At 53.6% G+C, this 12,481-nt stretch carries 11 protein-coding genes; 2 read left to right on the plus strand and 9 right to left on the minus strand.

Features of this window, described 5'->3' with window-relative positions:
- Window positions 1-33 precede the first annotated feature (33 nt).
- On the minus strand, window positions 34-627 hold the full coding sequence (locus BM205_RS14750) for a YdeI/OmpD-associated family protein (protein ID WP_092415634.1): 594 nt from the start codon (window positions 625-627) through the stop codon (window positions 34-36).
- Window positions 628-810: 183 nt separating this feature from the next.
- Between BM205_RS14750 and BM205_RS14755 the strand changes: the two genes are divergently transcribed.
- Complete coding sequence (locus BM205_RS14755; RefSeq protein WP_092415635.1) at window positions 811-1,227, plus strand: MarR family winged helix-turn-helix transcriptional regulator; 417 nt, start codon at window positions 811-813, stop codon at window positions 1,225-1,227.
- A 10-nt stretch (window positions 1,228-1,237) separates the two neighbouring features.
- Entirely contained in the window at window positions 1,238-2,992 is a 1,755-nt protein-coding gene (locus BM205_RS14760) for a chloride channel protein (RefSeq protein ID WP_092415636.1), read from the plus strand.
- 47 nt (window positions 2,993-3,039) lie between these two features.
- On the opposite strand, the gene BM205_RS14765 is transcribed toward BM205_RS14760, so the two are convergent.
- From BM205_RS14765 to BM205_RS14800, 8 genes are all read right to left on the minus strand, one after another.
- Window positions 3,040-4,092, minus strand: a complete 1,053-nt coding sequence (locus tag BM205_RS14765; RefSeq protein ID WP_092415637.1) for an acyltransferase family protein — start codon at window positions 4,090-4,092, stop codon at window positions 3,040-3,042.
- Window positions 4,093-4,151: 59 nt separating this feature from the next.
- A complete protein-coding gene (locus BM205_RS14770; RefSeq protein WP_092415638.1) occupies window positions 4,152-5,096 on the minus strand; it encodes a DUF535 family protein in 945 nt (314 codons plus the stop codon).
- A gap of 41 nt (window positions 5,097-5,137) precedes the next feature.
- Entirely contained in the window at window positions 5,138-6,526 is a 1,389-nt protein-coding gene (locus BM205_RS14775) for a phosphomannomutase/phosphoglucomutase (protein ID WP_092415639.1), read from the minus strand.
- 39 nt (window positions 6,527-6,565) lie between these two features.
- A complete protein-coding gene (locus tag BM205_RS14780) occupies window positions 6,566-7,996 on the minus strand; it encodes a mannose-1-phosphate guanylyltransferase/mannose-6-phosphate isomerase (protein WP_092415640.1) in 1,431 nt (476 codons plus the stop codon).
- Window positions 7,993-9,150, minus strand: coding sequence for a sugar phosphate nucleotidyltransferase (locus BM205_RS14785; protein ID WP_092415641.1), 1,158 nt, complete (start codon window positions 9,148-9,150; stop codon window positions 7,993-7,995). The genes BM205_RS14780 and BM205_RS14785 overlap by 4 nt, the downstream gene beginning before the upstream one ends.
- A 109-nt stretch (window positions 9,151-9,259) precedes the next feature.
- Window positions 9,260-10,006 (minus strand): WecB/TagA/CpsF family glycosyltransferase, encoded by a 747-nt coding sequence (locus BM205_RS14790; protein ID WP_092415642.1) that lies wholly within the window; start codon window positions 10,004-10,006, stop codon window positions 9,260-9,262.
- 98 nt (window positions 10,007-10,104) lie between these two features.
- Window positions 10,105-11,586 (minus strand): lipopolysaccharide biosynthesis protein, encoded by a 1,482-nt coding sequence (locus BM205_RS14795; protein ID WP_092415643.1) that lies wholly within the window; start codon window positions 11,584-11,586, stop codon window positions 10,105-10,107.
- A 52-nt stretch (window positions 11,587-11,638) separates the two neighbouring features.
- Window positions 11,639-12,475: a glycosyltransferase family 2 protein gene (locus BM205_RS14800; RefSeq protein ID WP_254783898.1), complete on the minus strand. Its 837-nt coding sequence runs from the start codon at window positions 12,473-12,475 to the stop codon at window positions 11,639-11,641.
- Window positions 12,476-12,481 lie beyond the last annotated feature (6 nt).

The following is a 12,481-nucleotide window of genomic DNA, read 5'->3' on the forward strand; positions in this document are numbered from 1 at the left end:
GTTGCCTGACGTCAGGTATGGCGGAAAAACAAATCACGGATGAAATTTCTCGTGCCGTTCCAGCATGGCGGTGTAGTCCTGGATGCGCCTGGCACGCGTTTCCGCTTTTTTGGCAGTTTGAATCCGGAACAAAACAGCGTAACGATTGCTGCTGTCGAGAGTGGTAAAAAACGCCTGCGCACGCGGGCTGGCGTCCAGCGCCGCCTGAAAATCTGCGGGCACGGCCGACGTGCTGGCCGAGTCATAGGCGGCCTCCCAACGGCCGTCGTTCCGGGCGCGATCCACCTCCCTGAGCCCAGCTGGCATCATCCGACCGCTTTCGATCAGCGCCAAGGCTTTGTCGCGATTGATCCTGGACCAGATGCTCCTGGCTGAACGCGGGGTAAATTTCTGCAGCCAGAAATCGTCATCGTCGCTCTTTTTCTGGCCATCTATCCACCCGTAGCACAACGCCGACTCTACCGCTTCGGGATACGAAACCGAAGTCAGATCCGAACTCTTCTTTGCCAGCCGCAGCCAGACCCCGGGGGACTTGTCATGGTTCTTTTTCAGCCATGCGGCCCAGTCCTTTTGCTGATTGAAAAGCTGTATCGGCAGCTCTGCAACCTCGCTTCGATCTGTTTTCATCTGCTTTTCCCCATGCTTATGGAAGTTGCATTTTATTACTATTTTGCAGATCTTCCAGATCGCACCGCCGCTAGAAACCGGCTCAGGCCGTTTGGATCAAATCATGCTTTAATGAATTTATATCGTATTGTGATATATTAATCGCTCTCAAGAATTCCATTTCCCCGAAAACCCGAGCATCAGATGCCATCCTCATCCCTGTCCAAGCAAGACTTTGAAGCGCTATCGACATTTCGCTACCAACTCCGAAAATTCCTGCGCTTCAGCGAAGACGCGGCCCAAAGCGAAGGTGTTACACCTCAACAATATCTGCTATTGCTGCACGTAAAAGGTACTCCCGGCCGTGACTGGGCCAGTGTCGGCGAACTGGCCGAGCGCCTGCAATCACAGCATCACAGTGTGGTTGCGTTGATCTCGCGTTGCGAAAAACTCGAATTGGTCGAACGCCGCAACAGCGAGATCGACCGCCGCCAGGTCAACATCCATCTGCTGCCCGCGGGCGAACGCTGTTTGGCTAAGCTGGCGGAATTGCACCATGCCGAACTGAATACTCTTACCGATATCTTCCGCGTGCCGAATATAAATACCTTCAATACTTGAGAGTGCCGTCATGTCTTCCAACCATCATTCGTACAAACGCGACTTCGCGGCCGATACGCGCCTGCTCAAGATTTCACTGATTGCAGTGGTCATCGGCGGCTTCGGCACGCTGGCGGCATTTGTGCTGCTGAACCTGATCCGGCTGTTCACCAACCTGTTTTTCTATCAAACGCTGTCTTTCGTTACGCGTTCACCCGCCGATAATCATCTGGGCGCCTGGGTCATCCTGCTGCCGGTCGCGGGCGGCTTGATTGTCGGCCTGATTGCACGTTTCGGCTCAGAGAAAATCCGCGGCCATGGAATTCCCGAAGCGATCGAAGCGATCCTGTTCGGCAAAAGTAAAATGTCGGCCAAGGTCGCCATCCTCAAACCGCTGTCATCCGGTATCGTGATCGGCAGCGGTGGCCCGTTTGGCGCGGAAGGCCCGATCATCATGACCGGCGGCGCCATCGGCTCGCTGATCGCCCAGCATTTCCACCTGACCGGAGCCGAACGCAAGACCTTGCTGGTGGCCGGCGCCGCAGCCGGCATGACCGCCGTGTTCGGCACACCGGTCGCAGCTGTGTTGCTGGCGGTAGAACTGCTGCTGTTCGAATTGCGGCCGCGCAGCCTGCTGCCAGTCATCGTTGCCTGCGCAGTAGCCGGGTTCACCCGCCCATTGCTACTGGATACCGGCCCGCTGTTCCCGTTACAGACATCGGAAATCGGCATTAGCGCCTTGTTCTCCTGCGTCATCGCCGGCATCCTGGGCGGTGCCTTATCGGCATTGATGTCGACTGCCTTATACAAGGTTGAGGACCTGTTCGGCAAACTGCCGGTCCATTGGATGTGGTGGCCGGCGCTGGGAGGCATCGCAGTCGGCATAGGCGGGTATTTTGAACCGCGGGCGCTCGGTGTCGGTTACGACGTCATCGGCGATCTGCTCAACGGCAACCTGGCCCTGCAACTGGCGTTGAGCCTGCTGCTGGTCAAAGCCGTGATCTGGGTCATTGCACTCGGCTCCGGCACTTCCGGCGGTGTCCTCGCGCCGTTGCTGATTATCGGCGCGGGTCTCGGTACCGTGCTGGCGCCGTGGCTGCCGGGCGGCGATGCACATTTGTGGCCCTTGGTATGCATGGCGGCAGTGCTGGCCGGCGTACTAGGCGCACCACTTACCGCTGCCGTCTTCGCCTTCGGACTGACCCACGACACCAACGCCTTGCTGCCGCTGCTACTCACCACCGGCGTTGCTTACGGCTTTACCGTATTGACCATGCGGCGCTCGATCATGACCGAAAAAATCGCCCGCCGCGGTTATCACATCTATCGCGAATACGGTGTCGATCCGCTGGAACGGCAGCATGTGGACGAAGTGATGACGCATGCGGTGGCCGCGCTCCCGGCCAGCCTCACTATTGCAGAAACCCTGGAGCGCTATTTCGGCGCAGGGCAAGTACATCGCAGCTATCCGGTAGTCGACATCGAACAAGGTTTGATAGGCATGGTCGAACGCAGCAGTTTCGGTCCGCAAGCCGACGGCAGCAATACCTTGACGACCTTGTTCAGTCCAACCTATATGGAGCAGTCCGCCGCCCTGGTTGCCCTGCCGTCCGAAACCTGCCGTATTGCCGCAGCCCGTATGGCGACGCATCATCTGGAGCGGCTGCCGGTGGTAAGCGACTTGCAAAGCCGGCGCCTGGTCGGCATCATCAGCCGCAGCGACCTGATTAAACCGTCACGGCTGTTTTTTGATGAAGAACAAAAACGCGAGCGGTTGTTGAGCTAAAAAGCCAAAAACAACGGAATGTCGCGGCACGTGGAGCTGCGACATCCTTATGGCGAATGCCTGGTGTTTGAAACTGGCAAGCGGCGTAAAAAAAATACGAACGGGACACAGAACAATATCGCTAAAACGCTGCTGACGACGCTCCATTCGATGCCATAGGCGTAGTCGCCCGGAATCGCATGCAAAGAAACCATGACGCCACGTATCAGGCTCAGGAAGATAAAATGCACCGGGAAAATTGTCAGGGTGTTTTTCGATATCCAGGCGCTTATTCCCGACACGGGAAATAACGCGGAAAACGCAAATGTGGCGACAATCCCCAACATGGCGGTCAGCATATACAGCGCCGGCCATCTGCCGAAATGCATATTGGCGAAATCGACCTTGCCGTTGAGTCCCACCGCGCAAACAAGCAGCGCCGCCGCAATAATGAAAATAAGAAACAGATAGCCTTGCTTTATATTGCTAAAGAAATTCTTCTCGCGGACATACTGTCCAATGGCATAGAACGATAGCGCTACCCACATGCTGTCCAGGCTCAAGGGAAGCCTGAAGGGCGAATCTTTCCAGAATAGTGTAATGACAAAAGCAAGGGCTCCGAAGATACAAGTCGACGCGGTCAATGTCAGGAACTTGCGTGAGGCATGATAGGTTATCGCCGTCATGATCAGGCACGGGAAAAACCAGAGGGGGGGATCAACAAAAAGATCCGACTCCAATCCCGTGAACAAGCCGACAACGGGTGAATACCATGTCTGGCCGGCAGTCAGCAAAGCCTTCGCGCCGATGTTACGCGTAGCGAGCCAGTACAGAAAAGCCAGCAGGAAAAACAGAAAATAAGGGATGACCAAGGTTTGCAATACCTTTTTGGCATTGCGGGAAATCGGCGCATCCAGTTTGCCTGACTTGATCAGGAATCCGGAAATGAAGAAAAACAATGGCACGTGAAAACTGAATATCAGCCTCACAAGATAATCAGGCAATCCCCTGCTGTGACCGAGAACAACCAGGACCATGCCGATGGCCTTGGCGTTGTCGACAAAGTCGTAGCGATCAAATGAAACCTGGTTGCGCGGTGAAGGGTAAGGATAGATCGACAAAAATGGGACCTTTATTTAGTGAGAAGAAACAACGTAGTGCGAAGAAACAGCGCTTCTTCTCATGCACTTGAGGCTGCACAAGGGAGAGGTTCCTTGACAAGATATTGTCCAATCGAGCCTGCCGCCTCATCTCTGATTTCATTTTTAAAAGCACGCTTTTTTTGCGTCCTTTTACGATGACGGGTAGGAATTAAATCGAGCGGGCTTTCCATGTATGGCAGCAGAATTTCATAAAAGCTCTTTTGCGGAACAAGATCACCATATTTCCCAAAAAATTCATCATAGGAAAAATAAAATTTTTCACTCTGCGAAATCTGGTTTTTGGTGGCGATGCCCACTATCGTCTTGATACCGAGAGCCAGCCCCAATCCATTCATCGCAGCCATCAACAGCTGGGCCGGCTGGATGTCATGGCAATTTTTTGTGGCCTGTTTAATTCCCTCGAAACCGTTGATTCCCTGGACACTGGATATACACAACACGTGATCGTCCGGAAGCTGAAATAAGCAGCCATCGGCTATTACAAATATCAGGCGATAAATACTCACCAGATCGCTTTTGAAGATCAGGCATAAATCTCCTTCATGGTCGACCGTGTGCGGAAAATCCATCACTATTTCAAATGAAATCCCTTCTATATATTGGCTCCAAAGCAGAACAGGTGAACGTGAAATATTCTCTAAAAAATCAGTTCTGAAATTATTTTGCAGGTAGGAATAATGTGAAATCAGGATTAATAGACCGGTTCTTGCAGAAATATTGAAAGAGATATAGTTTCTCAAGTACTTGTAAGTCAACTCCGGTTTGCTAACGATCAATTGCTTCGTTTGCGGATGACTAAGGATACGGATGAATTTGAGATGTTGCCGGAGGTTTAACATGAGCAGCAATCCTCGATGCCATGTCTTCAGTTTCAGCATCGATCCTCTCATCACTATATTCCGGGTGATTCTTGATGTATTGGCCCAAAAAAATTTTAATGGCACTTTTGATATAGAGGTCATGAAGGTCTCCGTTTTGAATTTTTATTTATCTAGCCAGACATTTAAAAAGGCAGAACCGCGTCCGACTTTGCAGCCAGAATCACACGTTTGAATTCTGCCTGTATGCGCGCCAAAGCAGCGTCCGTCTCAGCCTCGAAGCGCATCACCACAACCGGGGTTGTATTTGATGAGCGCGCCAGTCCGAATCCATCTGCATATTCAACGCGCAGGCCATCGATCTTGATGATGTCCTCAGCGCCTGGAAATTTTGCCTCCTCCTGCAGCTTCTCTATCAATGCGAAATTCTCACCTTCGAGCAACTGCAGTTGCAATTCTGGCGTACTGATCGACTGCGGCAATGCGTTCAGCACCGCGGAAGGATCAATTTCGCAGCTCAGCAGCTCTAACAATCGGGCACCTGCATACAGGCCATCGTCAAAGCCATACCAGCGATCCTTGAAGAAAACGTGGCCGCTCATCTCGCCGCCAAGCGGCGCTCCCGTCTCGCGCATCTTGGCCTTTACCAGCGAGTGCCCGGTCTTCCACATCAATGGCCGGCCGCCGTGCGTGGCGATCCACTGCGCGAGATGGCGCGTGCATTTGACGTCGTATAAAATATCCTGGCCCGGATGACGGGTCAGCACGTCTGCGGCAAACAACATCAACTGGCGGTCCGGATAAATGATCTGGCCGTCTTTGGTGACTACGCCGAGACGGTCGCCATCACCGTCGAAAGCCAGGCCAAGCTCCGCGTCGCCGGTTTGCAGGGCATGAATCACATCCTGCAGATTCTCCGGATGGGCCGGGTCCGGATGATGATTGGGGAACGTCCCGTCCACCTCACAAAACAACTCTTGCACTTTGCACCCGAGTGCGCGATACAAATCGCCGGCGAAGGCGCCCGCGACACCATTGCCGCAATCCACAACGATTTTCATGGGACGCGCCAATTTGACATCGCTCAGGATGCGTTGGAGATAAGCGCTCTTGATGTCGTAAGTGCGGTAGTTGCCCGGTTCCGCCAGCGCTTGCCTGGCAGTCGCGGCATTGACGATCTGCTGATACAACTCCTGTATCGTCTCGCCATGAATCGCTTCACCGGCCAGCACCATTTTGAAACCGTTGTAATCAGGCGGATTATGGCTGCCAGTTACCATCACACCGGATTGGGCGCCAAGGACATGCGTAGCAAAATAGACCATCGGCGTGATGACCATTCCCAAATCAATCACGTCCACGCCGGCTTTTTGTAACCCGGCTGCCAGCGCCGCGCTCAATTCGGGGCCGGACAGGCGCCCGTCGCGGCCGATGACGACCGTATTTTCACCCTTTGCGCGGGCCGCAATGCCGAAGGCCAGACCGATTTTTTTCGCGATACCGGCATCCAGGGTTTTACCGACAATGCCGCGGATGTCATAGGCTTTGAATATCGTTTTTTGGAGTGGTAGCATAGTTTTTATGTAAGTCAGAAATAAAGGTATCGGGACGCTTCAGCTGCGTTTGTATATATCGTCGAAGCGAACGATGTCGTCCTCTCCCAGATAACCGCCGGATTGCACTTCGATCAGATGCAATGGCATTTTTCCGGGGTTTTCCAGGCGATGTTTGACACCGATCGGTATGTAGGTGGACTCATTCTCGGTAAGCAGCTTTTCTTCATCGCCGCGAGTAATCAGCGCGGTCCCGGTAACTACGACCCAATGCTCGGCACGGTGATGATGCATCTGAAGGGACAGTTTCCCTCCGGGCTTAACGGTAATGCGCTTGACCTGGAAACGATCACCGGCATCGATGCCTTCATAATTACCCCAGGGGCGATACACCTGCATATGATTCATGTGCTCGGTACGGCTATTTTTCTTAAGGTCTTCGACAATTTTTTTGACGCCCTGCACCTGGTCTTTGTGCACCACCAAAACCGCGTCCTTGGTTTCCACCACCACCAGGTCTTGGACGCCGATCACCGCGACGAAGCGATTTTCAGCGCGAATCATCGAATTCTGAACGTCGTCCGTGTACACGTCTCCACGTAACACATTCTGCTGGGAGTCTCCCTCCGTCTCCTTCAGTACATCCCAAAGCGCGGACCAGGAGCCTACATCGCTCCAGCCCATTTCCGCCGGCACCACTACCGCGTGGCGTGTGTGTTCCATCACTGCGTAGTCGATCGACTCCGCTGGACAAACGGCATAGGACGCTTCGTTCAAACGGCAAAAATCGAGATCGTGGTAAGCGCCGTCGAACGCCTTTTGACAGCTATCTGCGATCGCAGGCCGATATTCCTGTAATTCGTCAAGGTAGCGTGCTGCCTTGAAAAGAAACATGCCGCTATTCCAGCTATAGGCCTTATCGGCAACGAAAACTTCGGCGGTAGCGCGATCAGGCTTTTCGACAAATTTTTCGACGGGATAACAGCCCTCGCTGCCTTGCACGGCGGATTTACCTCTGCGAATATAACCGTAGCCGGTTTCAGGGCCGGACGGCACGATACCGAATGTCACGAGCGCGCCGTTTTCGGCCGCTGAGATCGCCCGCTGAACCGCCGCGTGGAACGCCTCCACATCGCCAATCACGTGGTCGGCCGGCAGCACCAGCATCACTGCGTCTTGATCCTGTTGCAGCAGATAATGCGCCGCCACCGCTACCGTTGGCGCGGTGTTCTTACTTTCCGGCTCTAGCAGAATATCGAGTGGAAGAACGTCGATTGCACGCATTTGCTCAGCTACCAGAAAACGGTGCTCATTGCCGCAAGTTAGCAGCGGCGGCATCAACTCCGGCCACTCCGACAGGCGCAGCAGCGCTTCTTGCAGCATCGAGCGATCCGAACATAGCGGCAGCAGTTGCTTCGGCAACGCCTCGCGTGAAAGCGGCCATAACCGCGTGCCGGAACCTCCGGCGAGGATGACGGGATATATATTCATAGATTACTCACTGACAATGCTGTTGCGTTTTCGGCGTCTCTTTCCGGCAACCGGTCACGCGCGTCGCCCCAGTCGTTATCACCACCTGCTTCCGGCAATTTGCGCATGTTTCCCGCACGGTCGACGCTATATTCCTTGACTACGATGACTTCATCCAGATGCGCGTTATCGAGTATGCGGGTGTATTCAAACAACACACTGCGCACCACTTCGGCGCCGGAACATATATGGCTGCCATGTCCGATCCAGGTCGGACCGACGATCTTGCAACCGGCCTCGATCTTGCATCCGGAACCGATATAGACCGGGCCTTCAATCGTCGTTCCTTCCCAATCTATGCTGGTGTTGAGGCCAACCCACAGACCGTCGGCGATTTGCGTGCCAGGCACTTCCAGCTGCGCGACTTCGCCTTGCAATACGCTTTGCAGCACACTCCAGAAATCGGTCACAGTGCCGATATCGATCCAGTTGAAAAAACGCTGCTGCGCATAAAACGGCATGCCCTTTTGCGCCATCAGCGGGAACAGCTCAGAACCGATATCGAACATGGTGTTAGCAGGAATCAGATCGATGACTTCAGGTTCGAATATATAAATTCCGGTGCTCGCAAAATTGGATAATGCATCTTTCTGGTTCGGCTTTTCCTGGAACGACTGCACACGTCCATCCTGATCCGCCACCACTACACCGTAGTTGTGCACCTTATCCCACGGCACTTCCTTGGTAATGACGCTGGCCAACGCGCCCTTCTGCTTGTGCTCGAACAGCGCGGAGGTAAGATCGAGGTCGATCAAGGCGTCGCCGCATATCACGATGGTGGTTTCGTCGAAGAAGTTGGCAAACTCCTGGATTTTCTTGATGCCGCCGGCCGAGCCAAGGGGCTCCGGCACTACTTCGCCGCTGTCGTCGACATAACCTTCGAAGGAATAGCCGATCTGCACGCCGAACTGGTTTCCATCACCGAAATATTCTTCTATTTTCTGATGCAGGTAACTGACATTCACCATGATGTCGCGGACACCGTAGCTGGCGAGATATTCAACCAGGTAAGCCATTACCGGTTTGCCCAGAATCGGAATCATCGGTTTGGGAAGATCGTAAGTTAATGGTTGAACACGAGTGCCCTTACCGGCAGCTAAAATCATTGCTTTCATGTTTCTTACCTCACTAAATTGCATTAAAAAATAAAATCCGGCGCTTCTGACTGCTTCTGGCTGCCATCAACTGCTATCGCTCTGCCAACAAGCGCCTGAACCACTTACTTCAAACCTGTCCATTTCCTTCGCGATATTTGCGACACAAAATCAGGAATGTCATGATGTCGACGGTATAGCGGCGCAATAGCCGGCGTGGCTCAAGGCACAGCCGATACAGCCATTCGAGCCGGGTGCGTTGCACCAGGCGCGGCGCGCGCGGCTTGTAGCCACCCCAAAAATCGAACAGGGCGCCAACGCCGATAACCACATTCGCATTCAGGGCCTGGCGGTTGGCGAGAATCCATTCCTCTTGAATCGGATTACCAAGCGCCACCAGAACAACTTCTGCCTGCGAGTTATTGATCGACTCCACCAGCGTTGCCCGACTGTTTGCCATACCGGCATAGCCGTCGCAGCTGCCAACCACTATCTGGTTCAATTTCTGACTGACATGATCCGCTGATTTTTTGAGTATCTCCGGCTTGCCACCCAGCATGAACACGCGCATCGGCGTCCTCGCAGCGGAAAATAATTGCGGTACGAAATCTGTGCCATTCAAATTTTCCTTGAATGCTTCGCGGCGGAAGAGATACGCAGCGATATCCATGCCAACGCCGTCATTGACAATCGTCACGAATTCCTTGTCGAGTTTGTCAAGCAGATAGCGGCATTGGACAATGAAATTGGTATTGGCAAAAAGCAGCGTCGCTTTTTTGCCCGCCCGCACAGTGCGCAACAAATATCTGCTCAACGCCGGTGAAGTCGTTGTAACAACTGGAAAACCAGCGATCGGAATGATCTTTCCTGCTTTCATGGACAATCCCTTCTTGACAGCAATACCTAAAATAAAATATGTAAAGATTTGGCCGGCATATCTTCGGCATCTGGCAAACGAGCAGCCGATACAGCCATTTAGCGCACGAAAAATCGACGTAGCCGGATCACCGAAAGCGACACCTCGTGCCAGGTACCGTTGACCGCCCTGATATGCCAGCCCGTGATACCCACCATCAGCGGATACAGCAAGCACGCAATAAAAGCCGCTCCGCCAACCAAGACCACGTTGGTGAAGTGCTGCTGCATCAACAACAGGTAAGCACCTAAACCAAGCATCAAAATTACGGTTCCCACCAGAGGTGGCGCCAGCGCGTACCAGGTCATGCGCAAACTCAAACCTAGCTCTCGGCTCAGCAGCAATTGCGACACCGGAAACACCAACAGGTAAGCGGCGCAGAATGACAAGCTCATGCCGAGCAGGCCGAAGCGATAGAAAACTGCGGCCAGGCCGGTGGCGAGCGTCAATTGCGTGATGCCTAGCAGCACCGGAACACGATTTTTCCCCAGGGCAAAAAACAAATAGTCATTCAATTGCACAATCGACGAGATCAGATATAACAGCGCCAAGGCACCTACCGTAGGCGCTGCCGGCAACCATTTTTCGCCGAAAACCGTGACCACCAGCGGTGTCGCCAGCACAGCCTGGAAACACAGCAAGGGGGCAACGCAAAACAGCGTGATACCGAGAATTTTCAAGTAACCGCGACGCAGTGCCGCCAGATCCATCCCGGCATCGGAGAATACCGGGAGTGCGACCTTATGCATCGAACTGGAGATGACCAGGTATACAGACGATGTCACCCGTTTTGCCAGGTTGTACAGGCCGGTGGCATATGGCCCCAGGAAAATCCCCACCAGCAGGGAATCACCATTGGCGTTGGCAAATCCGAGTACGCCGGTCAGCCCGACTTGTCGAATATCATTCCAATATTTACGCGTCAGCGCGCCATCAAACACCAAACTCGGCAGCCAACGACTCTGCATCACGACCAGCACCAATGCCAGGCCGGATGCTGTCACCTGCTGCACCACCAAAGACATCGCCCCCCAGCCGCTCGCGGCAAGTGCGATACCGGTAGCGCCGCCGATCGTTACTGAAAAAATAGAACGGATTGCAAGTTGGCGAAACATCATGTTGCGCACAAGTCGTGCCTCGTAAGCGCGCACCAGGCCAAAAAACAGAATCGAAACGCTCATCCCTTGCAACACTGTTTTCAGCTCCGGCGCTCGAAACAGTGAAGACACAAAACCAGCCGAAAGAAACATCAACCCGGCAAGTAGCAAACCGACCGCCGTGCAACACGTAAACACCCATGAATAAAGTCTGTCGTTTGGTATGGCGGTGCGCACGATCGGCATGGCAATCGCGTCGAATACCACCAGGCGGGTAAACAAAATGAACAGGTGCGCGATAGTCAGCAAGCCAAATGCATCCGGCGTCAGAAATCGCGCCAGCACCGCAAAGACGGCGAACGAAAGTATTTGCTGCGCAAGGTTATCCACGATCGACCAGATCGATCCCGACGCCAAGCCGCCGCTAGCGCTTTTCTGATTCATCTTGCTCCTATTCTTGTAAAAAATTCAGGCACCGAGACTCGCTCCCGCTGCTCTAACCGCGCCAACCCTGCATGCGCGCCAGTACGCTGACGTATTTGAATCGCGCCTTCGGAAAATCACCTTTCGCCACAGCCAATACAATACCTACGCAAGTGCGCAGGCAAGTGGCCGGGAAGTACCAGAGTGGATAGTCGTTGATCCGCATCACATGGCCGATCCCGGTTTCATATTTCTTCTGCCGGTTGCAGGCGCCGTCATCGTAATCGATGGTCTTGACCGGGTGATGCAAGGTCAAGTCGACCAGAAATTTCAATTTAAAACCATGCTGCAGACTGCGTAACAGATAATCTGTCCCTTCCGCTGCTCCCCAGACCGTGCCGGCGCCAACCCCAAGCAATTCATTGAAATTCCCCACCGCATCGACCACGCGGCGACGCAAAAAAATACTGAATTCAATTGCACCGCGCCAAACGTTGTAGCGATTCAACAGCGCGTTGCTTTGCAGCCAGCGCCCCTCGGTGCGACCGTCGCCATCGGTAAAACGTCCGGTGAGCCCGTCCAGTTCAGGATGGCTGTTCAATTCTGTGGCGACTTTTTGCAGCAGTCCCGCCGGATACCAGCAATCGTCATCAGGAAAAGAGATCACATCTCCATCTGCCAATCCAAGGCCGACATTACGTGCACGGGATACGCCATGCGCAGCCGAGCGCACATGCTGAATCGCAAATTTCTCGCGATACGACATCAACATCGCCACTAATCTGTCGTCTTTGTTTTGATCGACCACGATCAATTCGAAGTTTCGATAATCCTGCGCATCCAGCGATGCCAAAAGCCGGGACACTTCGTCAGAGCGCCCTACCGTAGCCAATATCAGTGAAAATTTCATTTAAAT

It is taken from the genome of Collimonas sp. OK307, from assembly GCF_900113705.1.
In the GTDB taxonomy this organism is placed as follows: domain Bacteria; phylum Pseudomonadota; class Gammaproteobacteria; order Burkholderiales; family Burkholderiaceae_D; genus Collimonas.

Excerpts from the sequence above, each read along its gene's own strand:
- BM205_RS14775 (WP_092415639.1), bottom strand. The coding sequence starts at position 6,526 with ATGCTACCACTCCAAAAAACGATATTCAAAGCCTATGACATCCGCGGC.
- BM205_RS14760 (WP_092415636.1), top strand. The coding sequence starts at position 1,238 with ATGTCTTCCAACCATCATTCGTACAAACGCGACTTCGCGGCCGATACG.
- BM205_RS14780 (WP_092415640.1), bottom strand. The coding sequence starts at position 7,996 with ATGAATATATATCCCGTCATCCTCGCCGGAGGTTCCGGCACGCGGTTA.
- BM205_RS14770 (WP_092415638.1), bottom strand. The coding sequence starts at position 5,096 with ATGACCTCTATATCAAAAGTGCCATTAAAATTTTTTTGGGCCAATACA.
- BM205_RS14755 (WP_092415635.1), top strand. The coding sequence starts at position 811 with ATGCCATCCTCATCCCTGTCCAAGCAAGACTTTGAAGCGCTATCGACA.
- BM205_RS14750 (WP_092415634.1), bottom strand. The coding sequence starts at position 627 with ATGAAAACAGATCGAAGCGAGGTTGCAGAGCTGCCGATACAGCTTTTC.
- BM205_RS14785 (WP_092415641.1), bottom strand. The coding sequence starts at position 9,150 with ATGAAAGCAATGATTTTAGCTGCCGGTAAGGGCACTCGTGTTCAACCA.
- BM205_RS14795 (WP_092415643.1), bottom strand. The coding sequence starts at position 11,586 with ATGAATCAGAAAAGCGCTAGCGGCGGCTTGGCGTCGGGATCGATCTGG.
- BM205_RS14800 (WP_254783898.1), bottom strand. The coding sequence starts at position 12,475 with ATGAAATTTTCACTGATATTGGCTACGGTAGGGCGCTCTGACGAAGTG.
- BM205_RS14790 (WP_092415642.1), bottom strand. The coding sequence starts at position 10,006 with ATGAAAGCAGGAAAGATCATTCCGATCGCTGGTTTTCCAGTTGTTACA.